Annotated in this window: 27 protein-coding genes and 1 pseudogene; 15 read left to right on the top strand and 13 right to left on the bottom strand. The window is 76.4% G+C overall.

Annotated features, from left to right (window positions below):
- The first annotated feature begins 44 nt into the window (after positions 1-44).
- Both ACYVOF_RS15365 and ACYVOF_RS15360 read left to right on the top strand, forming a co-directional pair.
- Positions 45-707 carry a response regulator transcription factor gene (locus ACYVOF_RS15365; protein ID WP_460868053.1) on the top strand — a complete coding sequence of 221 codons (663 nt, stop codon included), beginning with the start codon at positions 45-47 and terminating at the stop codon, positions 705-707.
- Positions 704-2,011 (top strand): sensor histidine kinase, encoded by a 1,308-nt coding sequence (locus ACYVOF_RS15360; protein WP_460867948.1) that lies wholly within the window; start codon positions 704-706, stop codon positions 2,009-2,011. The genes ACYVOF_RS15365 and ACYVOF_RS15360 overlap by 4 nt, the downstream gene beginning before the upstream one ends.
- Before the next feature lie 63 nt (positions 2,012-2,074).
- On the opposite strand, the gene ACYVOF_RS15355 is transcribed toward ACYVOF_RS15360, so the two are convergent.
- The gene (locus ACYVOF_RS15355; protein WP_460867946.1) at positions 2,075-3,466 is read right to left on the bottom strand and encodes a cryptochrome/photolyase family protein; all 1,392 of its coding nucleotides are present in this window, start codon (positions 3,464-3,466) and stop codon (positions 2,075-2,077) included.
- A 76-nt stretch (positions 3,467-3,542) separates the two neighbouring features.
- Here ACYVOF_RS15355 and ACYVOF_RS15350 point away from each other — a divergent pair, with 76 nt between their 5' ends.
- The gene (locus tag ACYVOF_RS15350) at positions 3,543-3,932 is read left to right on the top strand and encodes a tautomerase family protein (RefSeq protein WP_460867945.1); all 390 of its coding nucleotides are present in this window, start codon (positions 3,543-3,545) and stop codon (positions 3,930-3,932) included.
- Between the two features lie 76 nt (positions 3,933-4,008).
- Here ACYVOF_RS15350 and ACYVOF_RS15345 read toward each other — a convergent pair whose 3' ends face one another.
- The 3 genes from ACYVOF_RS15345 to ACYVOF_RS15335 form a co-directional block, all read right to left on the bottom strand.
- Entirely contained in the window at positions 4,009-4,380 is a 372-nt protein-coding gene (locus ACYVOF_RS15345) for an FKBP-type peptidyl-prolyl cis-trans isomerase (RefSeq protein WP_460867943.1), read from the bottom strand.
- Positions 4,377-5,618, bottom strand: a complete 1,242-nt coding sequence (locus ACYVOF_RS15340; RefSeq protein WP_460868052.1) for a citrate synthase — start codon at positions 5,616-5,618, stop codon at positions 4,377-4,379. Before ACYVOF_RS15340 ends, ACYVOF_RS15345 begins: the two co-directional genes overlap by 4 nt.
- Positions 5,619-5,779: 161 nt before the next feature.
- Positions 5,780-6,688 (bottom strand): carbohydrate kinase family protein, encoded by a 909-nt coding sequence (locus ACYVOF_RS15335; RefSeq protein ID WP_460867941.1) that lies wholly within the window; start codon positions 6,686-6,688, stop codon positions 5,780-5,782.
- Between the two features lie 68 nt (positions 6,689-6,756).
- On the opposite strand from ACYVOF_RS15335, the gene ACYVOF_RS15330 reads away from it, so the two are divergent.
- Positions 6,757-7,323, top strand: a complete 567-nt coding sequence (locus tag ACYVOF_RS15330) for a hypothetical protein (protein WP_460867939.1) — start codon at positions 6,757-6,759, stop codon at positions 7,321-7,323.
- Positions 7,324-7,326: 3 nt separating this feature from the next.
- Here the strand turns inward: ACYVOF_RS15330 and ACYVOF_RS15325 are convergent, their stop codons facing one another.
- From ACYVOF_RS15325 to ACYVOF_RS15310, 4 genes are read right to left on the bottom strand one after another with little or no spacing between them, the layout of a single operon-like run.
- A complete protein-coding gene (locus ACYVOF_RS15325; protein WP_460867937.1) occupies positions 7,327-8,094 on the bottom strand; it encodes a hypothetical protein in 768 nt (255 codons plus the stop codon).
- Complete coding sequence (locus tag ACYVOF_RS15320; RefSeq protein WP_460867935.1) at positions 8,091-8,972, bottom strand: ABC transporter ATP-binding protein; 882 nt, start codon at positions 8,970-8,972, stop codon at positions 8,091-8,093. The genes ACYVOF_RS15325 and ACYVOF_RS15320 overlap by 4 nt, the downstream gene beginning before the upstream one ends.
- A gap of 54 nt (positions 8,973-9,026) precedes the next feature.
- Entirely contained in the window at positions 9,027-9,953 is a 927-nt protein-coding gene (locus ACYVOF_RS15315) for an aldose 1-epimerase family protein (RefSeq protein ID WP_460867933.1), read from the bottom strand.
- A 38-nt stretch (positions 9,954-9,991) separates the two neighbouring features.
- Positions 9,992-10,765: a TetR/AcrR family transcriptional regulator gene (locus ACYVOF_RS15310; protein ID WP_460867931.1), complete on the bottom strand. Its 774-nt coding sequence runs from the start codon at positions 10,763-10,765 to the stop codon at positions 9,992-9,994.
- A gap of 191 nt (positions 10,766-10,956) precedes the next feature.
- Here ACYVOF_RS15310 and ACYVOF_RS15305 point away from each other — a divergent pair, with 191 nt between their 5' ends.
- Complete coding sequence (locus ACYVOF_RS15305) at positions 10,957-12,408, top strand: hypothetical protein (RefSeq protein ID WP_460867929.1); 1,452 nt, start codon at positions 10,957-10,959, stop codon at positions 12,406-12,408.
- 4 nt (positions 12,409-12,412) lie between these two features.
- Here the strand turns inward: ACYVOF_RS15305 and ACYVOF_RS15300 are convergent, their stop codons facing one another.
- Positions 12,413-13,642 (bottom strand): NAD(P)/FAD-dependent oxidoreductase, encoded by a 1,230-nt coding sequence (locus ACYVOF_RS15300; RefSeq protein WP_460867927.1) that lies wholly within the window; start codon positions 13,640-13,642, stop codon positions 12,413-12,415.
- The gene (locus ACYVOF_RS15295) at positions 13,639-14,298 is read right to left on the bottom strand and encodes a TetR/AcrR family transcriptional regulator (protein WP_460867926.1); all 660 of its coding nucleotides are present in this window, start codon (positions 14,296-14,298) and stop codon (positions 13,639-13,641) included. Before ACYVOF_RS15295 ends, ACYVOF_RS15300 begins: the two co-directional genes overlap by 4 nt.
- Positions 14,299-14,398: 100 nt before the next feature.
- Between ACYVOF_RS15295 and ACYVOF_RS15290 the strand changes: the two genes are divergently transcribed.
- The 8 genes from ACYVOF_RS15290 to ACYVOF_RS15255 all read left to right on the top strand — a co-directional run bounded on the left by ACYVOF_RS15290 (position 14,399) and on the right by ACYVOF_RS15255 (position 21,577).
- Positions 14,399-15,523, top strand: coding sequence for a VOC family protein (locus ACYVOF_RS15290; RefSeq protein WP_460867924.1), 1,125 nt, complete (start codon positions 14,399-14,401; stop codon positions 15,521-15,523).
- Entirely contained in the window at positions 15,520-16,461 is a 942-nt protein-coding gene (locus tag ACYVOF_RS15285) for a fumarylacetoacetate hydrolase family protein (RefSeq protein WP_460867923.1), read from the top strand. The genes ACYVOF_RS15290 and ACYVOF_RS15285 overlap by 4 nt, the downstream gene beginning before the upstream one ends.
- On the top strand, positions 16,458-18,044 hold the full coding sequence (locus ACYVOF_RS15280) for a bifunctional 3-(3-hydroxy-phenyl)propionate/3-hydroxycinnamic acid hydroxylase (protein WP_460867922.1): 1,587 nt from the start codon (positions 16,458-16,460) through the stop codon (positions 18,042-18,044). Before ACYVOF_RS15285 ends, ACYVOF_RS15280 begins: the two co-directional genes overlap by 4 nt.
- A complete protein-coding gene (locus ACYVOF_RS15275) occupies positions 18,041-18,238 on the top strand; it encodes a ferredoxin (protein WP_460867920.1) in 198 nt (65 codons plus the stop codon). Before ACYVOF_RS15280 ends, ACYVOF_RS15275 begins: the two co-directional genes overlap by 4 nt.
- Positions 18,235-19,452 carry a cytochrome P450 gene (locus tag ACYVOF_RS15270; RefSeq protein ID WP_460867918.1) on the top strand — a complete coding sequence of 406 codons (1,218 nt, stop codon included), beginning with the start codon at positions 18,235-18,237 and terminating at the stop codon, positions 19,450-19,452. Before ACYVOF_RS15275 ends, ACYVOF_RS15270 begins: the two co-directional genes overlap by 4 nt.
- A gap of 4 nt (positions 19,453-19,456) precedes the next feature.
- Positions 19,457-20,305, top strand: coding sequence for an SDR family oxidoreductase (locus tag ACYVOF_RS15265; protein WP_460867916.1), 849 nt, complete (start codon positions 19,457-19,459; stop codon positions 20,303-20,305).
- Complete coding sequence (locus ACYVOF_RS15260; RefSeq protein WP_460868050.1) at positions 20,305-21,057, top strand: 1-acyl-sn-glycerol-3-phosphate acyltransferase; 753 nt, start codon at positions 20,305-20,307, stop codon at positions 21,055-21,057. The genes ACYVOF_RS15265 and ACYVOF_RS15260 overlap by 1 nt, the downstream gene beginning before the upstream one ends.
- Positions 21,058-21,229: 172 nt before the next feature.
- A complete protein-coding gene (locus tag ACYVOF_RS15255) occupies positions 21,230-21,577 on the top strand; it encodes a DUF3592 domain-containing protein (RefSeq protein ID WP_460868048.1) in 348 nt (115 codons plus the stop codon).
- A gap of 22 nt (positions 21,578-21,599) precedes the next feature.
- Here the strand turns inward: ACYVOF_RS15255 and ACYVOF_RS15250 are convergent, their stop codons facing one another.
- Together ACYVOF_RS15250 and pdxH are read right to left on the bottom strand one after the other, a co-directional pair.
- Entirely contained in the window at positions 21,600-22,862 is a 1,263-nt protein-coding gene (locus ACYVOF_RS15250; protein WP_460868046.1) for an MFS transporter, read from the bottom strand.
- Positions 22,863-22,885: 23 nt separating this feature from the next.
- A complete protein-coding gene (pdxH, locus tag ACYVOF_RS15245; protein WP_460868044.1) occupies positions 22,886-23,530 on the bottom strand; it encodes a pyridoxamine 5'-phosphate oxidase in 645 nt (214 codons plus the stop codon).
- A 230-nt stretch (positions 23,531-23,760) separates the two neighbouring features.
- On the opposite strand from pdxH, the gene ACYVOF_RS15240 reads away from it, so the two are divergent.
- Entirely contained in the window at positions 23,761-24,918 is a 1,158-nt protein-coding gene (locus ACYVOF_RS15240) for a citrate synthase 2 (RefSeq protein ID WP_460867915.1), read from the top strand.
- 138 nt (positions 24,919-25,056) lie between these two features.
- Positions 25,057-25,596 (top strand): annotated as a pseudogene (locus ACYVOF_RS15235) (class I SAM-dependent methyltransferase); the annotation flags it as partial.
- On the opposite strand, the gene ACYVOF_RS15230 reads toward ACYVOF_RS15235, so the two are convergent.
- Complete coding sequence (locus tag ACYVOF_RS15230) at positions 25,572-26,141, bottom strand: ABC transporter permease subunit (protein ID WP_460868042.1); 570 nt, start codon at positions 26,139-26,141, stop codon at positions 25,572-25,574. The pseudogene ACYVOF_RS15235 and the gene ACYVOF_RS15230 overlap by 25 nt on opposite strands.
- Positions 26,142-26,522 lie beyond the last annotated feature (381 nt).

Genomic DNA, 26,522 nt, shown 5'->3' with positions numbered 1-26,522 from the left:
GGAGCAGACTGGTCCCCGTGACGACGTCAGGCCCCGCGCGGGTGATGGTGGTCGACGACGACGCCGACGTGCGCACCTCCCTGGCCCGGGGGCTGCGGCTCTCCGGCTTCGAGGTGGCCACGGCGGACGGGGGCGAGGTCGCGCTGCGCGATCTCGCCCTCGCCCCCGCCGACGCCGTCGTGCTCGACGTGAACATGCCGGGCCTCGACGGCGTCGAGGTCGTCACCCGGCTGCGCGCCACCGGGGACGACACCCCCGTGTGCGTGCTCTCGGCCCGCGACACCGTCGACGACCGCATCGCCGGTCTCGAGGCGGGCGCGGACGACTACCTGGTCAAGCCGTTCGACCTGGCCGAGCTGGTGGCCCGGCTGCGCGCCCTGCTGCGGCGCCGCGCCGTCACGGCCCCGGCGTCGGCGGAGGTGCGGGTGGGGGCACTGCGCGTCGACCCGGCCGGGCGGCGGGTGTTCTCCGCCGGCCGCGAGGTGGACCTGACCAAGCGGGAGTTCGACCTGCTGGCCGTGCTCACCGAGAACGCCGGGGTGGTGCTGAGCCGCGCCCGGCTGCTGGACCTGGTGTGGGGCTACGACTTCGACGTCGACACCAACGTCGTCGACGTGTTCGTGGGCTACCTGCGCCGCAAGCTGGAGGCCGACGGCGAGGAGCGGGTGGTGCACACCGTGCGCGGGGTCGGGTTCGTGCTGCGGTGAGCTCGCCGTCGCTGCGCACCCGGGTGGCGCTGGCCGCGGCGCTGGCCGCGCTCGTGGTGGTGGTGGTGCTCGGCGCCGTCGCCGCCGTGGTGGTGCAGCGCAGCACGCTGACCTCCCTGGACCGCCGCGAGCAGGCCGTCGCCGCGGCGCTGGCCCCGGCGGTCGAGGCGGGCCGCGCGCCGGGGGCGGTGCGCACCCGCGGCTACGTGGTCACCGTCCGCCGCGACGGGCAGGTCGTGTCCTCCTCGGGCCCGGAGCTGCCCGACGCCGGGGACGAGCCGAGCACCGTCGTCCTCGGCGGGGAGGACTACCGGGTGGTGACCCTGGGCCTGGCCGGCGGGGTGCGGCTCGGGGTGGGCGCGCCCGTCGCGGAGACCGCCGCCCAGGTGAGCACGCTGCAGCGCCGGGTCGCGCTCGCCGGGCTGGCGGCGGTGCTGGTGGCCGGGGGGCTGGGGTGGCTGTTCGCGGGCCGCGCGCTGCGGCCGCTGACCCGGGTCACCGAGGCCGTCCGCGCGCTGGGACCGGACTCGGCGGGGGCCGTGGTGTCGGTGCGGGGCGCGCGCGAGGCCGAGGAGCTGGCCGCGGAGGTGACCGAGCTGCAGGCCCGGGTCGACGCCGCCCGCGCCCGCACCGCCGAGGCGCTGGCCACCGCGCGGGACTTCGCCGCGGCCGCCGCCCACGAGCTGCGCACCCCGTTGACCGCGGTGCGCACCGACCTGCAGGTGCTGGGGATGGCGGGCCTCGGGGAGGCCGAGCGGGCCGAGGTGCTCACAGACCTGCTGCGCACCCAGGACCGGGTGGAGGCCACCCTGACCGCGCTCGGCCGGCTGGCGGCGGGCGAGCTGGGCGGCGGCACGGCGGCCGACGTCGACCTGGCCGAGCTGCTGGACCGGGTGGCGGCCGACGCCCGCCGCACCCACCCGGGCGTCGAGGTGGCGGTGCGGCCCGGGGAGGCGGTGGTGGTGCGCGGTCACGCGGCGGGCCTGCGGCTGGCGCTGGACAACCTGGTGACCAACGCGGTGCGCCACGGCGGGGCCGGGCACGTGCTGCTGGGGGCGGCGCGCGAGGGGCCGCAGGTGTGGCTGGTGGTGGACGACGACGGCGCCGGCGTGCCCGCGGCGGAGCGCGAGGCGGTGTTCGGCCGGTTCGTGCGCGGGGCGGGGTCGCGGGGCACCGGGTCCGGGCTGGGCCTGGCCCTGGTGGCGCAGCAGGCGGCGCTGCACGGGGGCCGCGCCGAGCTCGGTGACTCCCCGCTCGGCGGTACCCGCGCCCGCCTGCTCCTGCTCGACCCGCCCCGCACGTAGCGGGCTTCCTGCGGGGCGCGGCGCGGGCCGGGGCGCAGGTAGCCCGCTACATGCGGCGGGAGGTCAGGAGGCGTTCTTGACGGCCTCGTAGCGGTCGAGGGCGGCGCGGCGCTCGGCCTTGTGGTCGACCATCGGCTCCGGGTAGTCCTCGGGCCGGTCGTCGCCCGGGTCGTGCACCTTCTTGCCCTCGATGCCGCGCAGCTCGGGCACCCAGCGGCGCACGTAGTCGCCCTGCGGGTCGAACTTCTCCCCCTGCGTGGTCGGGTTGAACACCCGGAAGTACGGGGAGGCGTCGGTCCCCGAGCCCGCCGTCCACTGCCAGCCGTGCTGGTTGGACGAGAGGTCGCCGTCGACGAGGTGGCGCATGAAGTGCCGCGCCCCCCACCGCCAGCTCAGGTGCAGGTCCTTGGTCAGGAAGCTGGCCACGATCATCCGCAGCCGGTTGTGCATCCAGCCCTCGGCGAGCAGCTGCCGCATCCCGGCGTCGACGATCGGGAACCCGGTGCGCCCCTGCGCCCACGCCTGGAAGGCCTGCTCGGCCTGCTTCCCGGTCTCGTAGGGGATGGCGTCGAACTTCTGGTCGTAGTGCTCCCGGGCGGAGTCGGGCCGGCGGTGCAGCACGTCGGCGTAGAAGTCCCGCCACGCCAGCTCGGTGGTGTACGTGGTGGGGCCCTTCCCGGAGCGGTCGGCGAGGTCGGCCAGCAGCGTGCGCGGGTGCACCGTGCCCCACTTGAGGTGCACCGACATGCGGCTGGTCGCGTCGTGGTCCGGGCGGTCGCGCTCGTCGTCGTAGCCGGCCAGGTCGCCCTTCCCGTCGTCACCGCCCCGGAACTCCGCCCACCGCGCCAGGGCCGCCGCCTCCCCCACCTCGGGCAGATCGGCGTCGCCGACGGGGGCGTCGTCGGGGATCTTGACCCGGCGCGGGCCGCCGTCCTTGTCGTCGGGGTCCAGCCAGTCGCAGGTGCTCGCCGAGGTGTCCGCGGGCGCGCGCCAGCCGTGCTCGGCCCAGGCGCGGCGGAACGGGGTGAACACCTTGAACGGGGTGCCGTCGTTCTTGGTGACCCGCCCGGGCGCCACCGCGTAGGGGCTGCCGGTGCGGACCAGCTCGACGTCGTCGCCGAGGGCGTCGTCCACCTGCTCGTCGCGCCGCGAGCCGTAGGGCGCGAAGTCGGCGCTGACGTGCACGCTGCTCGCCGACACGGCGCGGGCGATGCGGGGCACCACGTCGACCGGGTCACCGCGGACCACCAGCAGGCGGCCGTCCAGGGACTCCTCCAGCGCGCGCAGGGTGCGGTAGAGCACGGTGAGCCGCGGCCCGCCGGAGGGCCCGAGCAGCCGCTCGTCGAGCACGAACAGGGCCAGCGCGTGCTGCGCCCGGTCCGCCGCCGCGCTCAGGGTCGGCAGGTCACCGAGCCGCAGGTCGCGCCGGAACCACACCACCGCTGCGTCGTCCATGCCCGCGACGGTAGGGGTGTGACCGGTTCGGCGCAGGCCCGGGAAGGGCGGGCGCGCGGCCGGCGTTGCACCGCGCATGCCACTCTTCCGCTTCGACATCACCGACACCCGCACCGACGAGCAGGTCAGCGCCATGCTCGACGCCGCGTACGCCGCGCAGACCGAGGCGCTGCAGACCGTGGACGGGGACCGCTACCAGGTCGTCCACGCGCACCCCAAGGCCCACCTGCACATCGAGGACACCGGGCTGGGCATCGAGCGCAGCGACGCCTTCGTGCTCGTCCAGGTGACGACGAGCCCCCGGCCGCAGGAGCAGAAGACGAAGCTCTACGAGCTGCTGGTGCGCAACCTGCAGCGCGACGCCGGCATCGAGCCCAGCGACGTGATGATCTCGATCGTGGAGAACACCAAGGGCGACTGGTCCTTCGGCCACGGCCGCGCGCAGTACCTCACCGGCGAGCTCTAGGCGCCCGCTCGGCGCACTTCCCGGTGCCGGGGGCCGCCCACCGACACCGGGACGTGCGCCCGTCGCGGGGACGGTCCTAGCCGACGGCCAGCAGGTCGATGACGAACACCAGCGTCTTGCCGCCCAGGCGGTGACCCGACCCGGCGGGGCCGTAGGCCAGGTGCGGCGGGATGGTCAGCTCGCGGCGGCCGCCGACCTTCATCCCCGGGATGCCCTCCTGCCAGCCGGCGATGAGGCCGCGCAGCGGGAAGGTGATCGACTCACCGCGGTCCCACGACGCGTCGAACTGCTCCCCGGTGTCGTACTCGACGCCGACGTAGTGCACCTCGACCTTGTCACCGGGCTTCGCCTCGTCCCCGTCGCCGACGGTGAGGTCACGGCTCACCAGCTCGGCGGGGGGCTCGCCGCCCTGGAAGTCGACCTCGGGCTTGGACTGCGCGCTGCTCAACGGTTCTCCAGGGGGACGTAGGCGCGCTCGGTGGCGCCGGTGTAGACCTGCCGGGGCCGGCCGATCTTGGTCTGCGGGTCCTCGATCATCTCCCGCCAGTGCGCGATCCACCCGGGCAGCCGGCCCATGGCGAACAGCACGGTGAACATCCGCGTCGGGAACCCCATGGCCCGGTAGATCAGGCCGGTGTAGAAGTCGACGTTGGGGTAGAGCTTGCGCTCGATGAAGTAGTCGTCGGTGAGCGCGATCTGCTCGAGGTTCTGCGCGATCTGCAGCAGGCTGTCGTCCCCGCCGAGCTTCTCCAGCACGCTGCTGGCGGCCTCGGAGACGATCTTGGCCCGCGGGTCGTAGCTCTTGTAGACGCGGTGCCCGAAGCCCATGAGCTTGACCCCGGGCTCCTTGTTCTTGACCTTGGTGACGAACGCGTCGACGTCCCCGCCGCTGTCCCGGATGCCCTCGAGCATGTCCAGCACCGCCGAGTTGGCGCCGCCGTGCAGCGGCCCGAACAGCGCGTTGATGCCGGCCGAGACGCTGGCGAAGAGGTTGGCGTTGGACGAGCCGACCATGCGCACCGTCGAGGTGGAGCAGTTCTGCTCGTGGTCGGCGTGCAGGATCAGCAGCATGTCGAGCACCCGGACGAGCTCGGGGTCGAGGTCGTAGGGCTCGGCCGGGAAGCCGAACGTCATGCGCAGGAAGTTCTCGGTCAGCGTCAGCGAGTTGTCCGGGTAGAGGAACGGCTGGCCGACGGACTTCTTGTAGGCGTAGGCCGCGATGGTGGGCAGCTTGGCCAGCAGCCGGACGGTGGAGAGCTCGACCTGGTCGTCGTCGAAGGGGTCCAGCGAGTCCTGGTAGAAGGTCGACAGCGCGCTCACCGCGGAGCTCAGCACCGGCATGGGGTGCGCGTCGCGGGGGAAGCCGTCGAAGAACCGCTTGAGGTCCTCGTGCAGCAGGGTGTGGCGGCGGATGCGGTCGGTGAACGTGTCGAGCTCGCTCGCGCTGGGCAGCTCGCCGTGGATGAGCAGGTGGCTGACCTCGAGGAACGACGAGTGCTCGGCGAGCTGGTCGATCGGGTAGCCGCGGTAGCGCAGGATGCCGGCCTCACCGTCGATGTAGGTGATGGCAGAGGAGCACGACGCGGTGTTGACGAAGCCCGAGTCGAGCGTGGTCAGCCCCGTCTCGCCGAGCAGCTTGCCCAGGGCGATGCCGTCGTTGCCCTCCGTCGCCCGGGTGATCGACATCTGGTGCTCGCCACCGGGGTAGGTGAGGGTGGCGGTCTTCTGGTCCTCGCTCGGGCTCTCCGTCACGCTGGCACCTCTCGGCTCGTCGACACGGTCGTCACCTTCGCCGCCCACGCTAGTCGGCGCGGCGGCCCCGTGGCGGGGAGTGCGGCAGGCCCCGCTCAGCCGAGCTCGTGCGCCCAGGGCACGTCGGCCCCCGGGCGGGCGACGGTGACCGCGGCCGCCCGGGCCGCGCGCTCGAGCACGGCCGTCCACGTCGGCTCGTCCCAGGCGAGGAGGTCCGCGCGGCGGCGCACCCCCCGGGCCGCGAGCTGCTCGCACAGCACGGCGTGCACGGTGTCCCCGGCGCCGATGGTGTCGGCCACGGTCACCGGGGGCGCGGGCACGCCCACCTCGCCCGCGGCCGTGTGGACCACCAGGCCGTCCCCGCCGCGGGTCAGCACCACCGCCCCGACCCCGGCGGCCAGCGCGTCGGTCGGGGTGCCGCCCAGCCAGGCCAGGTCGTCGTCGGAGACCTTGAGGACGTCGACGGCGGGCAGCCACGACCGGTAGCGGGCCCGGTAGGCGTCCGCGTCGGGTACCAGCTGCGCCCGGACGTTGGGGTCCAGCACGGTGGTCACGCCCGCGTCGTGCGCCCGGTGCAGCGCGGCGGCGTAGGCGCTCGCCCCCGGCTCGAGGACGAGGGAGAGGGTGCCGAAGCTGGCCACCGCGGTGTCGTCGGGCAGCGCGGGCACCTCGGTGAGCAGCCGGTCGGCGGTGCCGTCGACGTAGAAGGAGTAGCCGGCCGAGCCGTCGGGGCCCAGCGCGACGACGGCGAGGGTGGTGGGCTCGGGGCCGCGGGCCACCAGGGCGGTGTCCACCTCGGACTCGGCGAGACGGGCCAGCACCCGCTCGCCGAAGGCGTCGGTGGAGACGCGGGAGCAGAAGCTGGTGGTCGCGCCGAGCCGTCCCAGCGCGACGGCCACGTTGAGCGGGCCGCCGCCGAGCCGGGGGTCGAGCAGGTCCCCCGACGGGACGAGGTCGACCAGCGCCTCGCCGCACACCACCACCCGGCTCCGCGTCGTCGGCACCCGACCATCCTGCCGGGAGCTGCCCCGGTTCCGGGGACGGGCGCCCGCCGGCTGTGGTGGGGTGGGGCGTGCGCAGGAGGTGGGCCGTCGCGGTGGCCGTGCTGGCCTGCGCGGGGTGCGCCGCACCGGTGCCCCAGGCCCCGCCCGGGCAGGCGGCCCGGCTCGACGCCTCCCGGGTGTCGCTGGACCAACCCGGCTTCCGCACCGACCAGCAGGTGCGGCTGAGCCCGGACGCGGTGTGCGAGGCGCTGCAGGCGTTCCTTCCGTACACCTCCGACGGGTGCTTCGGGCAGACCCGGGACGGGAACAACGCGACCTTCCGGCTCGACCGCCGGGGGTTCACGAGCTTCTGGAACGGCCGGCTGCGCGAGCTGTACTCCGGGATCTCGGGCAGCCGCCGGGAGGTGCTGCTCGACCGGTACTGGGCCGTCGCGCTGGTCGATCCGGCCGCCCGCGGCGCGTGCGTGCTGGCGGTCGACCTGGGCGCCCCGCTCGCGGCCACCCTCACCGTCTCGAGCCGCGGCACGCAGACCCTGAGCCACGAGCAGTCGCAGGTGCTGTGCGCCGACGGCGAGCGGACGCTGACCACCCTGCTGACCGAGCTGGACCCGGGCGGCGGCAGCAGCATCGGCTGACCCTCACGCGGCGTCGCGCCGGCGCACCGCCCGTACCCCCGCCACCAGGGCGATCAGCAGGAGCAGCAGCGCGAGCACCGAGGGCAGCGGGGACCCCAGCGCCGGGTCGCCCGACCACCACAGCGCCACCCCGTACGGGTCGAACCACTGGTCGACGGCGGAGAACCCGGTGCGCAGGACGAGCAGCACGATGGCGGCCGTCAGGTAGACGGTGAGCGCGGTCGGCGTGCTGGGCAGCAGCAGGGCCACGGCGAGGACGAGCAGTGCCGAGGTGGCGGCCGCGACGACGACGACGCCCGCGGCCCAGCCCGGGCGGGCTGCCACCACGTCCTGGGCGTGCAGGCGGCGCACCAGCTGCTGCTGGACCACGAGCGCCGCCGCCACCTGCACCACGGTGACCAGCACCAGCAGCAGCGCGACGACCACGGTCTGGGCGGCCAGGAAGCGCCCCCGGGAGGGCTGGGCCAGGAGCGTCGGCTGCACGCTGCGGTGGTGCCACTCCCCGGACACCAGCTTGACGACCGAGGACATGACGAGGACCTGCCCGAGCGGCAGGGTCACCAGCAGCACCTGCAGCTGCGCGAACCCGCTGACCACGGAGTCGGTCTGCTGGCTGATCAGCACGACGAGGCCCGCGGCGAGGGGCAGGCCGAGCGCGACCAGGATCTTGTCCGACCGGGTGCCCACCGCCTTGGCCAGCTCGACGCGGACGAGGCGGAGGAACGGCGCGCGCCGCTGCGCGGGCGCCACCCAGGGCGGGGCCGGGTTCACGGTGCCCCACCGCCGCGCGTCAGCCGGAAGAACAGCTCCTCCAGGCCCAGCTGCTCGGGGGCGAGGCCGACCAGCTGCACGCCGGCGGCGAAGGCGACGTCGGACACCTGCTCGACCCCCGCCGCGACCACGAGCGACCCGTCGCCCCCGTCGCGCCAGGGGATGCCCGCCCGCGCCAGGACGCTGACGAGCCCGCGGGGGTCGCGGGCCCGCACCCGGCTCGACCCCGACCGCGTCAGCGCACCGAGCGGGCCGTCGGCCAGCACCCGGCCGGTGCCGATGACCAGCACCCGGTCCGCCGTCTGGTCGACCTCGGCGAGCACGTGGCTGGAGAGCAGGACGGTGCCGCCGCGGGAGGCGTGGCCGCGCAGCAGGGTGCGGACCTCCCGGATGCCGTCGGGGTCGAGGCCGTTGATCGGCTCGTCCAGCACCAGCACCGGGGGGTCCGCCAGGAGGGCCGCGGCCAGCCCCAGCCGCTGGCGCATGCCGAGCGAGTAGGCACCGATCCGGCGGGTGGCGGCGGCGGCGAGGCCCAGCCGCTCCAGCAGCTCGTCGACGCGGCGGCGGGGCACCCCGGACAGCCCGGCCAGCTGACGCAGGTGGGTGCGGCCGCTGCGCGCGGGGTGCACCGCCGAGGCGTCGAGGCAGACACCGACGACGTGAGCCGGGTTGGGCCACTCGGTGTAGCGGCGACCGGCCACGGTCGCCGAGCCGGACGTCGGCAGGGTCAGCCCGCAGATGGCCCGCAACGTCGTCGACTTGCCCGCCCCGTTGGGCCCGAGGAACGCGGTGACGGTGCCCGGCACGAGGTCGAACCCGACGTGGTCGACCACGGTGCGGCCGTCGTAGACCTTGGTGAGGTCCCGGACGCTGATCACCCGGGCGACGCTAGAGGACCGGGCTGCCCCACCGGGCCGCTTCGGCCCACCCGCTCAGAGCGCGGCGATCCCCCAGCCGGCGCTCCAGGTCTCCCCGGGCGCGACGGTGATGACGTCGGTCCCCGAGCGCAGCGCGTCCGGCGGGCACGTCATCGGCTCTACGGCCAGCGCCCGGCCGCGGCCCGGGAACGACTTCTCCCCGTCGACGTCGGTGATGAACACCTGCACCCAGCCGAAGGCCGGGTCGGCCCACAGGCACACCCCGGACCCGTCGGGCCCCCGGACCCGGTGGCGGACCAGCCCGTCGGGGTCGGGGGTGAGCCCCGTCAGGGCGTCGTCGAGCTCGGCCCCGGCCAGGGACCGGCCACCCGAGAAGTCCAGCGCCGTCCCGGCGACCGGCCGCACCGGGCCCGAGGGCAGCGAGCGCTCCGGATCCAGCGGCAGCTGGTGGGTGGCGGTGGTCTCGAGGCTGACGTCGTCCACGGTGAGGTCACCCACCCGAAGGTAGGGGTGGAAGCCGACGCCGAGCGGGGCCGGCTCGGTGCCGGTGTTGGTGACCGTGGTGGTGACGTCGATCCCGCCGGGGACCACCTCGTGGCGGACGAGCACGTGCAGCGGCCACGGCCAGCCCGGGTCGTCCCCGGTGATGTGGGCGGCCTGCTCGACCGCGGAGCCGGTGTGCGAGACCAGCGCGTACTCGACGTGGCGCAGCAGGCCGTGGCTCGCGTTGTGCTTGCTCGGCTCGGTGAGCTCGAGCTGGTGGGTGGCGCCGCCGAAGTCGAACCGGCCGTCCCCGGTGCGGTTGGGCCAGGGCACCAGGCCCACCCCGCAGGCCATGGGCGGCTTGGTGTCCGGCGGGTAGGACTCGGTCAGCGGGAGGCCGTCGACCTCGAGCAGCCGCAGCGCGGCCCCCGTGGCGCGGACCACCGCGCGCACCGGTCCGGCGGTGATCTCGTGCTCGGGGCTCGGGTCCTGGCTCACGCGCGGATCGTCGCACGCGCGGCGCGGCGGCGCGTGGCTCAGGTGCGCGGCCGGGTCACCCCGTCGACGGCGGCCAGGAAGCCCAGGGCGGGCAGCGTCCACCCGCCCTCGTAGGTGGTGTCGCCGACCGTGGCGTCGACGGTGTGCTGCATGGCCAGGCCCTCGAAGAGCGCGTTGGTCAGCCGGGTGAGCGCGTCCGCGGCGGTGGCGGCGGTGAAGGGCGGGCGCGGCTCGAGGTCGAGCAGCTCGAACATGGCGGCGTAGAACTCGGTCAGCGGACGGTGCAGCTCGGCCTCCGTCGCCCGCATGGTGGCCAGGACGTGCTCGGCGCGCTCCTCGTCCAGGCCGTCGGCGGCGATGGTCAGCGCCGGGTACCGCCGCCACCGGCGGGTCTCGATGATGGTGCGGAAGGTCCGCGACGCGACGACGCGCACGGCCTCGACGAGCAGCTCGCGGCGGCCCTCGACGGAGCCGAGCTGGTCGGGGTGGTCCCGGACGAGCTGCGCGGCCTCCTCCCGGCCGCTGGGGTCGAAGGGCTGCAGCCCGCCCGCGCCGTTGGAGGCGAACGCGGTGAGCAGCTCGAAGGCGAAGTCCTCCTTGCTCGGCCACACCCGGTAGACCGCGCTGCGGGAGACGTCGGCTCGCCGCATCACCGCCTCGAGCTGGACGTTCTCGGTGGACAGCGTGAACCCGCCGGCCGCCTCCAGCATCTGCTCGGCCGCGGTGAACATGCGGTCGCGCAGCTCCTCGTCCGGGATCGCCCGCGGACGGCCGCGCGGAGCCCGGGCTGGGCGGGCGGTGGGGGCGCTCATCCCTCGACCCTAGGGGGAACCCGACGACCGAGAGTCGTCTGGCGCATTTCGGATGCGAAGTTTGACATTCCGATCCCTCGGCCGCACGATGCTTCCGCGGCGCCGTCGAGGGGTCGGCGCCGCACCGACCACAGGGGGGACACCTGATGAGCCACACCCGCCGACGGCACCGCCACAGGGGTGCACACCCGGTGCTCGTGCTGACGCTCACCGCGGTGCTGACCGTGCTCGGCGCGGGCGCGACCGCGCAGGCGGCCGCGGCGCCCCCGCCCGCACCGTCGTCGACGATCGCGCTGGACGCGACGACGACCCGGTTCACGGCGGTCGACGTCTCCCGGCGCTCGCTCTACGTCGTCCAGTCGAGTCCCCGGGGCGACGAGCTCGCCGTCGTCGACACCGACCTGGACCGCGTCCGCCGGACGATCCCGCTCGACTTCGCAGCCGGCGACCTCGCGGTGGACCCCGACACCCACCGCGTGTACCTCGCCCGGCTCAGCCGCGGCGTGGACGACCCCGGTCCCGGACCCGGTCTCGTCGAGCTCGACCCGGACACCGGGTCGACCCGGTCAACGGGGCTGGGACTGGACCGTTACGCCGTCCCCGCGTCGATCGCCGTGGACCCGGTGCACCGCACGGTCCTGGTCGGCGTGGGGTCACCCGAGCAGGTCCTGCTGGCGGTCGACACCACCACGCTCACCGAGACAGGTCGGCTGGGGCTCGGAGCAGGATTCGTCACCGTCGACCTCGACCCCGAGGCCCGGACGGCCGTCGTCGTCGTGGCCGACATCTTTCGGTCCCTCCCCGACGTGCTGCTCGTCGACACCGACAGCCTGACCGTCGTCGGGCGGCTCGACCCCCCGCCCGGCACGAACCTCGTCGCGTCGGTGGCCATCGACACCGCCCGGCACCGCGCCCACGTCGTGTCCTACGCCGGGTACCTCTTCACCCCGCAACCACCCGAGAGCGGTGCCGTCCGCACGCTGACCACGGTCGACATCACGACCCGCGAGGTCGTGCAGACGCTGCGCCCGGTGCCCCTCCTCGTCGGCGCCGCCGCCGACCCCACGACGGGGCTGCTGCACGGTGTCCGCACCATCCGGTTCGACGGCGGGCCGAGCACGATCGCCACCGTCGACCCCGCCACGGGGCAGGTCACGCGCGAGGTCCTGGCACCACCCACCACCCCGAGCGGGGGGGCGGTGGAGGTCGACCCCGCCACCGGGACCACCTTCGTCGCCGGGAGCACCGAGCCCGACCCCGTCACGGGACGGTCGACCGCGGTCCTCGCGGTGGACTCCCCGGCGCCCTCGTGCGACGGCGTGATCGGCCTGATCGGGGAGAAGTTCCGCCAGCTCGGCGGCTGCGACGGCCCCCTCGGCGCCCCCACCAGCGGCGAGCAGGACGCGGTGGGTGGAAAGGTCACCCACTTCCGGAACGGGGACGTCTACTTCTCCCCCGCCACCGGTGCCCACGCCGTGCTCGGTGCCATCGCGACCCGGTACCGGGCCCTCGGCGCGGAGACCAGCCGGCTGGGCTACCCCACCACCGACGAGCTCGACGTCCTCATCGGACGGGCCTCGGTCTTCCAGCACGGGTTCGTGTTCTGGAACCCCTTCGTCGGTGCTGTTCCGGTGGTGTTCTGACCCGTCAGCCGCGGGGTGCGGGGACGGGCAGGGCCTGCAGCGCGGCGACGGTGTCGGCCGCCGACCCGCCGGTGGCCAGCGCCCGGCGACCGGTGACCAGCGCCTTGGGCCAGCTGATGGCGGCCAGCCCGGTCAGCGCGCCGTCGGCGTCGGACCACACCGCGGCGGCCCGCACCGGCCCGGCGTCGAGGTCCCCGACCACGGCGGTGGGCTCGCCCCCGGTGCGGCCCACCACCTGCACGGTCTGGTCGTACTGGTCGCTCCAGACGTAGCCGGTGCCGCGGTGCACCACCTCGGCGTCCGGGTCGGTGATGGTGCGGGCCACCGTGGTCGCCTGCTCCACCGCCCCGGTCCAGTGCTCGACCCGGCGGGGACCGGTGGCGGTGGTCCACCGGGCGACGTCGCCGACGGCGTGCACCCCGTCAGCCACCGAGCCGTCCTCGCGCAGCGCCCGGCCCACCTCGTCGCAGACGACCCCGTCGTCCACCCGCAGCCCGGAGCCCGTCAGCCAGCCGTCGTTGGGCACCGCCCCGATGCCGACCACGACGACCCCGGCGCGCAGCACGTCGCCGTCGGCGAGCACCACCCGCAGGTCGCCGGCCTCCCCCTCCACGCGCTCGACGCCGACGCCGAAGCGGGTGGTGGTGCCGTGGCGGTGGTGCAGCCCGGTCAGCACGGCGCCGACGCGGTCGCCGAGGACGCGCCCGATCGGGGTGGCCAGCGGGTCGACGACCGTGACGTCGTGCCCGGCCGCGCGGGCGGTGGCGGCGACCTCGGCGCCGATGAACCCGCCGCCGACGACCACGACGGGCCCCGGCCCAGCCAGCGCGTCCCGCAGCGCGCGGCTGTCGTCCAGCGTGCGCAGCACGTGCACCCCCGGCACGTCCCACGGCGAGGGCCGCGCGTCGGCCCCCGTGGCCAGCACGACGTGGTCCCAGCCGAGCTCGTCGCCGTCGGCCAGCACCAGCCGGCGACCGGGCAGGTCGAGCCGGGCGGCGGCCACGCCGAGGCGCAGCTCGATGCCCGCCTCGTCCGCGGCCTCGGCGGTGACGAGGGCCAGCCGGGACTCGTCGACCGTCCCGGCCAGGTACTGCTTGCTCAGCGGCGGCTTGTCGTAGGGCAGGTGCTCCTCGCGGCCGACGAGCACCACCCGGCCGTCGAACCCGCTGCTGCGCAACGCCTGCGCCGTCCTGACCCCACCCACGGACGCGCCGACCACCACCACGGTGCTCATCGCCGCACCTCGGTGGGCAGCGGGCGGGAGGCGACCTCGGCGGCCTCGGCGTCGCCCAGGCCGAACATCCGCAGCAGCCCGGCGGCCAGCCCCGTGGCGGTGGCGGCGACGTCGCGCCCGGCGTCGGCCACGAGGAGCTGGACCACCCCGAGCACCGCACCCCCCGTGGCGGCGAGCGCGGCGGCGGGGTCGTCGACGGTGAGCCGGCCGGCCCGGGCGGCCGCCGTGAGGTCGTGCAGCGCGCGCGGCGCGTGCCCGGAGGTGCGCAGCAGGTGGTCGCTGCCCGAGCGCAGCAGGATGCGCGCGACCTGCGGGTGGGTGTCGACCAGCCCGACGAGCAGCCGCAGCCGCGTGGCGAACACCTCGGCGGGGTCATCGAGGTGCGCGGTGCGGTCGACGAGCCGGTCGGCCTGCTCGTCGAGCGCCTCGGCCGCCGCCGCGGCGAACAGGTCGGTCTTGGCGTCGAAGTAGTTGTAGAAGGTGCCGAACCCGACGTCGGCGCGGTCGGTGATCTCCCGGATGGACACGGCGTCGGTCGAGGCGCCCTCGGCGAGCAGCTCGGCGGCGGCGGCCACGAGGGCCGAGCGGGTGCGGGCCTTGCGCCGCTCGGTCCGGCTGACGCCGGCGCCGTCCTCGGCCACGACAGGTGCGCTCACGCGCCCGACCGTACCCCGGCGCTGATCGCACCATCAGTCATGACTTGACGATCGAACGACCAGAAGTGATGCTGTCATCACTTTCCGAGGGAGGGCGTCGATGACGACACCGGTGACCGCGCACGAGGACCTGCACGCCGAGGCGGGACGGCTCCGCGGCGAGCGCGCCGACCGCCACCCCGACCCGGTCGTCAAGGTCGCCGGGCTCTCCCGCCTCGAGCTGGCCACCCGCGACCTCGACCGCACCGAGCGCTTCGCCCGCGACTTCGGCCTCGGCGTGGTGCGCCGCAGCCCCGACGAGCTGGTGCTGCGCGGGGCCGCGGCCGGGCCGCCGTGCCTGCTGGTGCGCCGCGGTGACGCAGCCGGGCTGACGGCCACGGTGCTCGCGGTCGACGACCGGTCCGACCTGGACCGGCTGTCCCGGGACGCGGGCAGCCCGGTCCGGGCGCTGCCGGGCCCCGAGGGCGGCGCGGTGGTCGACCTGACCGCCCCCGACGGGTCCGCGGTGCGGGTGGTCCACGGCGTGGCGGACCTGCCCGCCCGGCCCACCCGGGCCCCGCTGGTGGTCAACACCGCCGCCGCCACCCCCCGCACCAACGCGGTGCAGCGCCCGTCCCGGGCCCCGTCGGAGGTGCTCGCGCTGGGCCACGTCGTGCTGCAGAGCACCCGGTTCACCGCGACGCTCGACTGGTACCAGCGGATGTTCGGGCTGATCGCCAGCGACTACCTGTTCCACCCCCGGGCCCGGCGGCGCGGCCCCGCCATGGCGTTCCTGCGCTGCGACCGCGGCGGCGTGCCCGCCGACCACCACACGGTCGCGATGACGCTGGGCACCCGCACCGGCTACGTCCACTCCGCCTACCAGGTGGCCGACCTCGACGCCGTCGCCACCGGCGGGGCGTGGCTGGCCGACCGCGGCTACCACCACACCTGGGGCATCGGCCGGCACGTGCAGGGCAGCCAGCTCTTCGACTACTGGCGCGACCCCGACGACCTGCTCGTCGAGCACTTCGCCGACGGCGATGTCTTCGACAGCTCCGTCGAGGCCGGCTGGACGGCCATGACGGCCAGCGGCCTCAGCCAGTGGGGCCCACCCGTCACCCGCGACTTCCTCGGCTCGACCCCGACACCCGCGCGCGTGCGCGAGGTCCTGACCGCCCTCCGGGAGGACAACGAGATGACCCCTGCCCGCCTGCTCGGCCTGCTCCGGGTGGCCGCGTCGTGAGCACCGCCGTGCTGCGCTCCGCCGAGGGGTGGTGGGTGGAGCACGACGGCGCCGCGCACCGCGTGGCCACCGACGCGGCCACCACCGCCGCGCTGCTCGCCGACCGCGACGCCGTCGCCGCCGCGGCCGGGGCGGACGGCCCGGGCACCCCGGTCGACGAGCTCGCCCTGCTCTCCCCCGTCACGGCCCCCTGCCGGGTGGTCGCGCAGATGGTGAACTACCGCTCCCACGCCCGGGACTCGGGCATGGACCCCGACGCCGTCCCACCGTCGTTCTTCCGCAAGACCTCCGGGTCGATCTGCGGGCCCCACGACGAGGTCGTCCGGCCCGCCCACGTCAGGCTGCTGGACCACGAGGTGGAGATCGGCCTCGTCGTCGGCCGCACGCTGGAGGTGGGGGCCGACGTCACCGACGCGACGCCCGGGGAGGTCGTCGCCGGGCTCGTCGTCACCGACGACGTCTCCGCCCGGGACGTCCAGCTGCCCAAGACGCAGTTCTACGAGGGCAAGTCCTACCCGACGTTCACCCCCGTCGGCCCCCGGCTGCTGCTGCTCGAGCCGGGCGAGCTCGACCGGCTGCCCGCGCTGCGGCTGCGGCTGCGCGTCAACGGCGAGGTGCGGCAGGACAGCCTCGCCGAGGACATGATCGTCCGCCCCGTCGAGGCGCTGCGGGTGCTGGCCCGGTTCCAGCGCCTGGACCCGGGCGACCTGGTGCTCACCGGGACGCCCGGCGGCACCGCGCTGACGGCGCCGCCGAAGATCGTCGAGGCCGTCGGGACGCTGCTGCCGCCCGCCCGCAAGTGGGCGACCTTCTTCCGCCGGCAGGCCCGCAACCCCCGCTACCTCGCCGACGGTGACGTCATCGAGGCGTCCATCGCGACCGACGACGGTTCGCTGGACCTCGGGACCCAGCGCACCCCCGTGCGCCACGCGCGGTGACCGACCCGGTCGTCGTGGTCGGCGCGGGCCCCGTCGGCACCACCACGGCCCTGCTGCTCGCCCGCCGCGGGGTGCCCACCGTCGTGCTCGAGCAGCACCCCGCTCCGTACCCGCTGCCCCGCGCGGTGCACCTCGACGACGAGGTGCTGCGCATCCTGCAGCAGGTGGGGGTGGCCGACGGCTTCACCGCGGTGAGCCGGCCCATGCCCGGTATGCGGCTGCTCGACGCGCGGCTGCGGACCCTCGCCCAGCTCGACCGCGACCACCTGCTCGGCGAGCACGGCTGGCCGCAGGCCTCCATGTTCGACCAGCCCGACCTCGAGGCGCTGCTGCTCGGGGCCGTCGCCGCCGAGCCGCTGGTGGACCTGCGCCGGGGCTGCACCGTCACCGACGTCGGCCCGCCCGAGGCCCCCGTCGTGGTGCACACCGACGCCGCGGGCCGCACCGCCCGGCTGCCCGCGGCCGCCGTGGTGGCGTGCGACGGCGCCGGCAGCGCCACCCGCGAGCGGCTGGGGCTGGGCCTGCGCGACCTGCACTTCGCCGAGCGCTGGCTGGTGGTCGACGTCCGCAGCCCCGAGCCGCTGCCGATGTGGGGCGGGGTGCACCAGGTCTGCGACCCCCGCCGGGCGGCCACGGTGATGCACGTCGTCGGCGACCGCTACCGCTGGGAGCTGCAGCTGGCCGACGGGGAGGACGCCGACGCGCTGTGCCGCCCGGAGCGGCTCCACGCGCTGCTGGCCCCGTGGACCGGCGGGCTCGACCCCGCCCGCCTGCAGCTCGTCCGCCGGGCGACGTACACCTTCCGCGCCCGGGTGGCCCGGCAGTGGCGGCGCGGCCGGGTGCTGCTGGCCGGGGACGCCGCCCACCAGACCCCACCGTTCGTCGGGCAGGGCCTGGGCGCGGGCCTGCGCGACGCCCGCGACCTCGGCTGGAAGCTGCCGGCCGCCCTGGCCGAGCCGGCCCGGGCCGACGAGCTGCTCGACAGCTACGTCGCCGAGCGCCGCCACCACGCCACCGCGGTGGTGCGCACCGCCGTCGCCGTGGGCTGGGCGCTGACCGGCGGTCAGGACCGGGCGGCGGCGGCCCGGCGGGTGCTGGTGCACGCGGCGTGCCCGGTGCCGGGGGCGAGCACCGCGGCGCTGGCGACGGTGTCGCCGCGGCTGCCCGCTGGCCCGCTGGTGGCGCGCGTCGGGCTGCCCGGCGGGCTGGTCCTGCCGGCGTGCCCGCAACCCACCGTGCTCTCCGACGGGCGCGCCGTGCGGCTCGACGACGTGCTCGGCGACGGGTGGCGGGTGCTGCGCCGCGGGTCGCCCGCGCCGGGGCCGACCACGCCGGGCGTGCGCCGGCTCGACGCCGCGGCGCTGCGGGCCCCGGACGGGTCGGCACCCCTCGCCGACTGGCTGCGCCGCGCCCGGGTCCGGGCCGTGCTGCTGCGGCCCGACCACGTCGTCGCGGCCCAGGCGCGGACCGCGGCGGGCAGCGGCGGGCTGACCCGGCGCGTCCGTCCCACCCCCGTCCCCCACCGCACCACGCCGGGCGCCCCCGCGACCCGGGTGCCGTCCCCCACCGAGGAGCCACGATGAGGATCGACGCCGACCTGGACGCCTGCGAGGGCCACGGCCAGTGCGAGGCCGTCGCGCCGGGGCTGTTCGCCCTCGACGACGACGGCGAGCTGCAGGTCCTGCGCGACGGCGAGCTCGACGCCGGCGAGGAGGCCGCGGCCGGCACGGCCGTCGCGGCGTGCCCCGTGGCGGCGCTGCGCCTGGTGGCGTCGTGAGCGCGCCGGCCGCCGCGCCGCAGCGCCCGCGGTACGCCCCCGACCTGTGGGAGGACGCGGCCCTGCGCGAGCCCCACGAGCACTACCGGGCGCTGCGCGACCTCGGCCCCGTGGTGCACCTCGACGCGACCGACCTCCTCGTCGTCCCCCGCTACGCCGAGGTGCGTCACGTCCTGGCCCATCCCGAGGTGTTCGTCTCCGGGCAGGGCGTCTGCCTCAACGGGATGTCCAACGCCGTCGCCGCCGGGCAGTCGGTGCTGCACATGGACGGCGAGGACCACGCCTTCTACCGGGGCGTGGTCGCGGGCGCGCTGACGCCGAAGCGGCTGCGCCCGCTGCGCGCCGGCATCGAGGAGCGGGCCGACGCGCTGGTGCGCGGCCTGCTCGACCGGGGCGACGGGTCCGGGGTGGTCGTCGACGGCGTCGCCGACCTCGCCCGCGCGCTGCCGCTGGCCGTGGTGCCCGACCTCGTCGGCTGGCCCGAGGCGGGCCGGGAGTCCCTGCTCGACTGGGCCGGGGCGCTGTTCGACGTCATGGGCCCGCCCAACGAGCGCGCCGTCGGCGCCCTCGGCCACGTCGACGCCCTGCAGCAGTTCACCCACCGCGTCAGCGAGGCGGGCGACCTCGCCGCCGGCAGCGTCGGCGCGGACGTGCTGCGCCGCGCGGCCGCCGGGGAGCTGCCCCCCGAGCGGTGCCCCATGCTGCTGCTCGACTACCTGGGCCCGTCGCTGGACACCACGATCAGCGCCATCGGCAGCGCCGTCGCCCTGCTCGCGACCCACCCCGAGCAGTGGGCCCGGCTGCGGGCCGACCCCGACCTGGTGCCCCGCGCCGTGGACGAGGTGGTGCGCCTGGAGTCACCCATCAGCGGCTTCACCCGGGTCGCCGTCACCGACACCGAGCTCGCCGGGGCCCCGGTGCGGGCGCAGGAGCGGGTGCTCGTCTCCTACGCGTCGGCCAACCGCGACGAGCGGCACTGGGGCCCGGGCGCGGACACCTTCGACGTCACCCGCGACGCCACCTCCCACGTCGGCATGGGCAGCGGCACCCACGGCTGCGCCGGGCAGGGCCTGGCCCGGCTCGAGGTGGCCGCGGTGCTGCGGGCCCTGCTGCGCCACGTGGCGCACCTCGAGCCCGCGGGCGAGCCCACCCGCGCGGTGAACAACCTGATCCGGGCCTGGGCCACGCTGCCCGTCCGGCTCGTGGCAGCCTGACGCCGTGCGACGCGAGGACGCCGTCATCGTCACCGGGGCCACGTCCGGCATCGGCCGGGCCGTCGCGCTCGAGCTCCACCGGCGTGGGCAGCTCGTCTACGCCACCGGCCGCGACACCGCGGCGCTGGCCGAGCTGCGCGGGCGGGGCCTGCGGACCCAGCCGCTCGACGTCACCGACGCCGCCGCGGTCGCGGGCCTGGTCACGCGGCTGGCCGCCGACGGCGTCCGGGCCCGGGTGCTGGTGAACAACGCCGGCCACGGGCAGATGGGCCCCCTGGCCGAGCTGGACCCCGACGCCCTGCGCCGCCAGCTGGAGGTGAACACCGTCGCCCCGCTGGCCCTGGTCCAGGCCCTGCTCGACGACCTGGTGGCCCACGGCGACGGCCGCGTCGTGAACGTCTCCAGCGTCTCCGGTGACCTGGCCACGCCGTTCGCGGGGGCGTACTGCGCGAGCAAGGCGGCGCTGACGTCGCTCTCCGACGTGCTGCGGCTCGAGCTGGCCCCGCTCGGGGTCGCGGTGATCACCCTGCGGCCCGGGCACGTCACCTCCCGCTTCGGCGACCGGGCGGCGGCGACCGTCGCGGCCCCGTCCGGGGAGTCGCGCTACGCGGCCGTGGCCGGGGCCGTCGCGCGCCGGGCGCAGGCCTCGCAGCACGGGGCCACCCCGGTCGAGGACGTCGCGCGGGCCGCCGTCGACGTGGTCCTGGCGGCGCGACCGCGGCGGACCGTGCCGCTGGCCCGGGGCGGCCGGTCGCTGTCCGCGTTCGGCCGCCTCGCCCCCGCCGCGCTGCGCGACCGCGTGCTGGCCCGCCGGTACGAGCTGGCCGCGCTGCGCCCCGCGGGGGGCCGGTGATGGGCCTGCGGGCCGCCCTGCGCCGCGCGGGCACGCAGTACGTGCGGGTCTACCACCGGCTGCAGGTCGAGGTGCGCGCCGAGCCCGCCACCGGCCCGGTGCTGGTGGTCGCCAACCACGGCTTCGGCGGCATCGTCGACCTCAACCTGCTGGCGATCGCCGCCGCGCTGGACGACTGGGGGCTCGACCGGCCCGTCGTCGCGCTGGTCCACCAGCTGGCGTGGACGCTGCGGGCCGGGCCGCTGGTCGAGGCCTTCGGCGGGCGCCCGGCGGGCCCGGGCACGGCCGAGCGGGCCTTCGCCGAGGGCAGCCACGTGCTGGTGCTGCCCGGCGGCGACCTCGACGCGATGAGCCCGTGGACGCGGCGCAACGAGGTCGACTTCCACGGCAGGCACGGCTTCGCCACCCTCGCCCGGGAGGCGGGGGTGCCCGTGCTGCCCGTCGTCACCGCGGGCGCCGGGGACACCCTGCTGGCCCTGTCCGACGGCCGGGGCACCGCCCGCGCGCTGCGGCTGGACCGCTTCGCCCGGGTCAAGGCGCTGCCGGTCACGGTCTCGCTGCCCTGGGGGTTCACCGTCGGGGTGGCCGGGCTGCTGCCCTACCTGCCGCTGCCCGCCCGGATGACGAGCACCGTGCTGCCCGCGGTGACCCCCGACCCGGACGAGGACGACGACGCGTTCGCCCGACGGGTGGAGGCCGCGATGCACGCCGAGCTGCAGCGCATCGTGGCGCGGCGGCCCGCCTGGGGGTGAGCCCCGGGATCGGCGATGCCGGGACGCTGCGGCCCCCGGCGGGGCAGGCTGCACCCGTGCTCGTCCTCCTCGGCCTCGTCCTGCTCCTCCTCGCCGGGCTCCTCGCCCTGCTCGGCGCCGTCCCGCTGCGCCAGCAGCGTCGCCAGCGGGCGCTGCTCGTCGTCCCGCAGGGCTGGGTGCCCGCCCCGGGGATCGTCGCAGCGAGCGGACCCACGTCGTCGGCTCGGAGCACCACGGGGTGGTGGTGCGGCAGCCGTTCGTCGAGTTCCGCGACGCGCGCGGGGGCACCCACACGTTCCTCTCGGAGCGGCGCGGCACGATCGTGCCGACCCCCGGGACCCCGGTGCGGGTCTTCCACCACCCGCACGACCCGCGGCAGGCCGTGCTGGACCCCTCCCTGGTGCCCGAGGCCGACCGCGGCAGCGGCGGCACGGTGGCCGTGGTGCTGCTCGGCTGCCTCGTCGCCCCGGTGGTGCTCGCGCTGCTCCTCGGGGCGCTCGCGGCCTTCCTCGCCGCCTGACCCTGCGCCCGGACCGGGCCGCTCAGGCCGGGCGGGTGACCCGGTAGCGGGCGAAGGCGGGCAGCAGCACCGCCGCGGCGACCATGCCGAGCACCACGAGCACCCCGCCGCCCGCCGCCGCCGCGGTGGTGCCGACGGCCGCGGCCGCCACCCCGTGGGTGACGTCGCCCAGCCGCGGGCCCCCGGCGACGACGACCGTGAACACCCCCTGCAGCCGACCGCGGACCTCGTCGGTCGCCGCCTGCTGCAGCATCGTCGAGCGGTAGACCGCGGAGACCATGTCCGCGACCCCGCCCAGGGCCAGGAACGCCGTCGCGAGCAGCAGCAGCGGCCACGACGGCCCGTCGGCCACCCCGGCGACCACGCCGAAGCCGACCATGGCCAGGCCCCAGGCGGTGATGGCCAGCAGCACGGCCCGGCCCTGGCGCTCCACCCGCGGCAGCCAGCCGGAGAACACGCCGCCGGCCAGCGCGCCGAGCCCGATGCCGGCGTAGAGGAAGCCCAGCGCGGTGCCGCCGTCCCCCGGGTCGCCGAAGCTCTCGATCGCCATCTGCGGGAACAGCGCCCGCGGCATCCCCGCCACCATGGCCACGATGTCGACGACGAACGAGGCCAGCAGCACCTGGTGCCCGGCGAGGTAGCGGAAGCCCTCGAGGACGGAGCGCAGCCCGGCCCGCTGCCCCGAGCGCTCGGGGGGCACCGCCGGCAGCCGCAGCACCGCCCACAGCGTGGCCAGCAGCAGCACCGCGTCGACCAGGTACAGGGTGGCCAGCCCGACGAACGGCAGCAGCACCCCGGCCAGCAGCGGCCCGACGATGGCCCCGCCCTGGAAGACGGTCATGCTCAGCGCGTTCGCGGCGGCGAGCTGCTCGCCGGGCAGCAGGCGCGGGATGACGGCGCTGCGGGTGGGCTGGTTGACGGCGAAGAACGCCTGCTGCACGGCCAGCAGCACGAGCACCAGCCACACGCTGTCGACGCCGAGCGCGGCCTGCACCCAGAACGCCACCGACGTCAGCCCGATGCCCGTGGTGCTGACCAGCAGCAGGGTGCGGCGGTCGAGCACGTCGGCCAGCGCGCCGCCCCACAGCCCGAACACCACCAGCGGCACCAGGGCGAACAGGCCCGTCAGCCCGACGTAGGCCGACGACCCGGTGAGCTGGAAGACCTGCAGCGGGACGGCGACGACGGTCAGCTGCGCCCCGACGACGGTGACGACCCCGCCGAGCCACAGCCGGCGGAAGGCCGGGGTGCGCAGCGGGGTGGTGTCGGCGAACGCCCCGCGCAGCGCGGCGCGCCGGGGCCCGGTGCTCAGGGCTGCAGGCGGACGACGGACCAGGTCCGCGTGGCCGCGTCGAGCTGGTACCGGAGCCGGTCGTGCAGCCGGCTCTGCCTGCCCTGCCAGAACTCGACGCTCTGCGGCCGGATGCGGGTGCCGCCCCAGTGCGGCGGCACGGGCACCTGCTCGACGTCGGCGTAGCGGCGCGTCACCAGCTCGAGGGCGTCCTCGAGCTGCCTGCGGCCCGGGACGACCGCGGACTGCACCGACGCCCACGCGCCCAGCTGCGAGCCCCGCGGCCGGGTGCGCCAGTACTGCTCGGTCTCCTCGGCGCCGATGCGGTCGGCGACGCCGCGGACGTGGACCTGGCGCTGCAGCGGGTACCAGGGGAACGTGGCGCTGGCCCAGTGGGTGTCGCGCAGCTGGTGGCCCTTGGCGGAGGTGTGGTTGGAGTAGAAGACGACGCCGCGCTCGTCGAGGCCCTTGCACAGCACGGTTCGGCTCGACGCCCGCCCGGAGGTGTCGGCGGTGGCCAGGACCATCGCGTTGGGCTCGACGACCCCGGCGTCGGTGGCCTCGGCGAGCCACCGGCCCAGCTGCTCGTGCCACGTCGGCGCGAGGGTCTCCTCGACCAGCTCGGCCAGCCCCACGGAGCCGGGCTCGTAGGCCACGCGCATGTCCGCGAGGTCGGGGGCGCCGTCCGCGCGCGCGGGGCTGGGGTCTGCCACCCGCCGGACGCTACCGCTGCCCGCCGCCCGGGACCCGACCGGCCGACCCGGCACCCGGCGCCACCGGCCCCGACGTTGCCTCCCGCGGGCTCGGGGGGCAGGGTTGGCCCGGATACGCTCAGCCGCGCGGCGCGACCAGCGCCCTCGCGAACAGCCTCGACGAGGAGGAAGCACCCCCGATGGCGGCTCCAGTGCAGGCCGGCTCACCAGCCGCGTCCTCCAGCAAGATCCCCGACGACTTCGTCTCCGGCCTGGAGGGCGTCCTCGCCTTCACGACCGAGATCGCGGAGCCCGACAAGGACGGCGGGGCGCTGCGGTACCGCGGCGTCGACATCACCGACCTCGTCGGCAACGGCATCACCTTCGGCAACGTGTGGGCGCTGCTGGTCGACGGCAAGTTCGGCCCCGGGCTGCCCCCGGCCGAGCCCTTCCCGCTGCCCATCCACACCGGGAACGTCCGGGTGGACGTGCAGGCGGGCCTGGCGATGCTCGCCCCGATCTGGGGCTACCAGCCGCTGCTCGACATCGACGACGAGACGGCCCGCGACCAGCTCGCCCGCGCGTCCGTGATGGCCCTGTCCTACGTCGCCCAGTCCGCCCGCGGCATCCACCAGCCCGCGGTGCCGCAGTCGCGCATCGACGAGTGCACCACGATCACCGAGCGCTTCATGACCCGCTGGCAGGGCGACCCGGACCCCCGCCACGTCGAGGCCATCGACGCCTACTGGGTCTCCGCCGCAGAGCACGGCATGAACGCCTCCACCTTCACCGCCCGGGTCATCGCCTCCACGGGCGCCGACGTGGCCGCCGCCATGTCCGGGGCGATCGGTGCCATGTCCGGCCCGCTGCACGGTGGCGCGCCGGCCCGTGTGCTGCCCATGATCTCCGAGTCCGAGGAGACCGGGGACCCCCGCGCGCTGGTCAAGGGCATCCTCGACCGCAAGGAGAAGCTCATGGGCTTCGGGCACCGGGTGTACCGGGCCGAGGACCCCCGCGCCCGCGTGCTGCGCGACAAGTGCAAGGAGCTCGGCGCCCCCCGCTACGAGGTCGCGGCGGCGCTGGAGCAGGCCGCGCTGGCCGAGCTGCGCGAGCGGCGCCCCGACCGGCCCATCGAGACCAACGTCGAGTTCTGGGCCGCGGTCATCCTGGACTTCGCCCAGGTGCCGACGCACATGATGCCGGCGATGTTCACCTCCGGGCGGACCGCCGGCTGGGCCGCGCACATCCTGGAGCAGAAGCGCCTGGGCAAGCTCGTCCGCCCGGCCGCGCTCTACGTCGGCCCCGAGCCCCGCAGCCCCGAGTCCGTCGAGGGTTGGGACCAGATCAGCAAGGCCTGACCCGACCCCGTCCTACCCGCACGTAGCGGGCTTCCTGCTCGCCCGAGGCACGTCACGGGTGCAGGAAGCCCGCTACCTGCGTCTCGGGAGGCGTTGTTGCGCCAGGGTCGTTGCTGCGACCGTGTTGCAAGTGGTTGGGTGTTGCCGGTGAGCACCGCAGCGGCCGACCGCGTCGCGTACTGGGACACCCGCGCCGCGGACACCGGCGCGCACGCCTACGACGCCCAGCCGGGCCAGCACCCCGCGCGGGCCGCGTGGCACGCGGTGCTCGCCGCGGCGCTGCCGGCCGACCCGCCGCTGGACGTGCTCGACGTCGGCTGCGGCACCGGCTTCCTCGCCCTCGAGCTGGCCGCGCTGGGCCACCGGGTGCGCGGCGTCGACTCCTCGACGGGGATGCTCGCCGTCGCCGCCCGCACCGCCGCCGAGCGGGGCCTGCACGTGACGTGGTCCCGGGGTGACGCGACCGCCCCGCCCGGGCCCGCGGTCGACCTCCTGTGCGCCCGCAACGTGCTGTGGACCCTGCCCGACCCCGCCGCGGCTCTGCACGCGTGGGCGCACCGGCTGCGCCCCGGCGGCTCGCTGCTGCTCAGCGACGCGCGGTGGTCCGCCGAGGACGCCGCGGACCCCGTGGCCACCGACCGCTTCGCGCGGAGCTACACCCGGGCGGGGCTGCCCTTCCCGGATGGGATGGCCGGACCGGAGCTGCGCGCCGCGCTCGCCGCGGCCGGGCTCGTCGTCACCGACGACCTCACCGGGGCGTTCGGGGCGACGCCGTACCCGGGTGCGAGCGGCTTCGCGCTGCTGCGGGCGAGCAGCGCGGGGGCGCAGGCCGCGACGGCGCCCAGCCACAGCAGCCCGGCCGCGGGCACGGCCACCGCCCAGGGGGCCCGCTCGACGTAGGCCGCCCCCTCGGCCAGCAGCGCCCCCCACTCCGGGGACGGCGGCGGCGCGCCGAGGCCCAGGAACCCGAGGGCGGCCAGCGCCAGCGCCACCCCGGGCAGCCGCACCAGGGCGTGGGCGAGCACCGGGCCGAGGACCCCGGGCAGCACGTGGCGGCGCAGCAGGTGGGCCGGGCCCGCGCCGAGCGACCGGGCCGCGGCGACGTGCGCCGACGCCCGCTCGGTGGCTGCGGCGGTGCGGGCGTGCACCGCCAGCGGGGTCCACGCCACGAGGGCCACCGCCAGCGCGGCCCCACCGGCGCCCGGGCCCGTGGTGCCGGCCACCACCACCCCGACGAGGGCGGGCGGGGTGACGGCGAGGACGACCGCGGGGGCCGGGGCGGCCGCGGTGCGGGCGAGCACCCCGACCGCCAGTCCGATCCCGAGGCACACCGCGCTCACGTCCACCGCGGTGCCCAGGGTGGGCAGGGCCCCGTGCGCGAGCCGGGCCCACAGGTCGCGCCCCACGGCGTCGGCGCCCAGCGGCAGCCCCGCCGAGGGGGGTGCCAGGCGGCGGGACTGCTCGACGCGGTCCGGGTCGCGGAGCAGGCCGCCGACGAGAACGACCGCGCCGAGCCCGAGCAGCGCGAGGCCCGCGCGTCGCCCCCGCGGCGCCGCGGCCGGCCATGGCGCCGAGCGAGCCCATCCCGCGGTAGGTCTTGAACT

This window comes from Rhodococcus aerolatus (assembly GCF_054783215.1).
Note: the sequence above shows the minus strand (reverse complement) of the source record. Positions and strands in the feature narration are given on the sequence as shown.

What these genes read in the sequence shown, in the direction of transcription:
- ACYVOF_RS15350 (WP_460867945.1), top strand. Translation starts at nt 3,543, where the DNA reads ATGCCACTCTTCCGCTTCGACATCACCGACACCCGCACCGACGAGCAG.
- ACYVOF_RS15275 (WP_460867920.1), top strand. Translation starts at nt 18,041, where the DNA reads ATGAGGATCGACGCCGACCTGGACGCCTGCGAGGGCCACGGCCAGTGC.
- pdxH (WP_460868044.1), bottom strand. Translation starts at nt 23,530, where the DNA reads ATGCGCGTGGCCTACGAGCCCGGCTCCGTGGGGCTGGCCGAGCTGGTC.
- ACYVOF_RS15240 (WP_460867915.1), top strand. Translation starts at nt 23,761, where the DNA reads ATGGCGGCTCCAGTGCAGGCCGGCTCACCAGCCGCGTCCTCCAGCAAG.
- ACYVOF_RS15290 (WP_460867924.1), top strand. Translation starts at nt 14,399, where the DNA reads ATGACGACACCGGTGACCGCGCACGAGGACCTGCACGCCGAGGCGGGA.
- ACYVOF_RS15340 (WP_460868052.1), bottom strand. Translation starts at nt 5,618, where the DNA reads ATGTCGATCACCCGGGCGACGGAGGGCAACGACGGCATCGCCCTGGGC.
- ACYVOF_RS15355 (WP_460867946.1), bottom strand. Translation starts at nt 3,466, where the DNA reads ATGGACGACGCAGCGGTGGTGTGGTTCCGGCGCGACCTGCGGCTCGGT.
- ACYVOF_RS15300 (WP_460867927.1), bottom strand. Translation starts at nt 13,642, where the DNA reads ATGAGCACCGTGGTGGTGGTCGGCGCGTCCGTGGGTGGGGTCAGGACG.
- ACYVOF_RS15310 (WP_460867931.1), bottom strand. Translation starts at nt 10,765, where the DNA reads ATGAGCGCCCCCACCGCCCGCCCAGCCCGGGCTCCGCGCGGCCGTCCG.
- ACYVOF_RS15365 (WP_460868053.1), top strand. Translation starts at nt 45, where the DNA reads ATGGTGGTCGACGACGACGCCGACGTGCGCACCTCCCTGGCCCGGGGG.
- ACYVOF_RS15260 (WP_460868050.1), top strand. Translation starts at nt 20,305, where the DNA reads ATGGGCCTGCGGGCCGCCCTGCGCCGCGCGGGCACGCAGTACGTGCGG.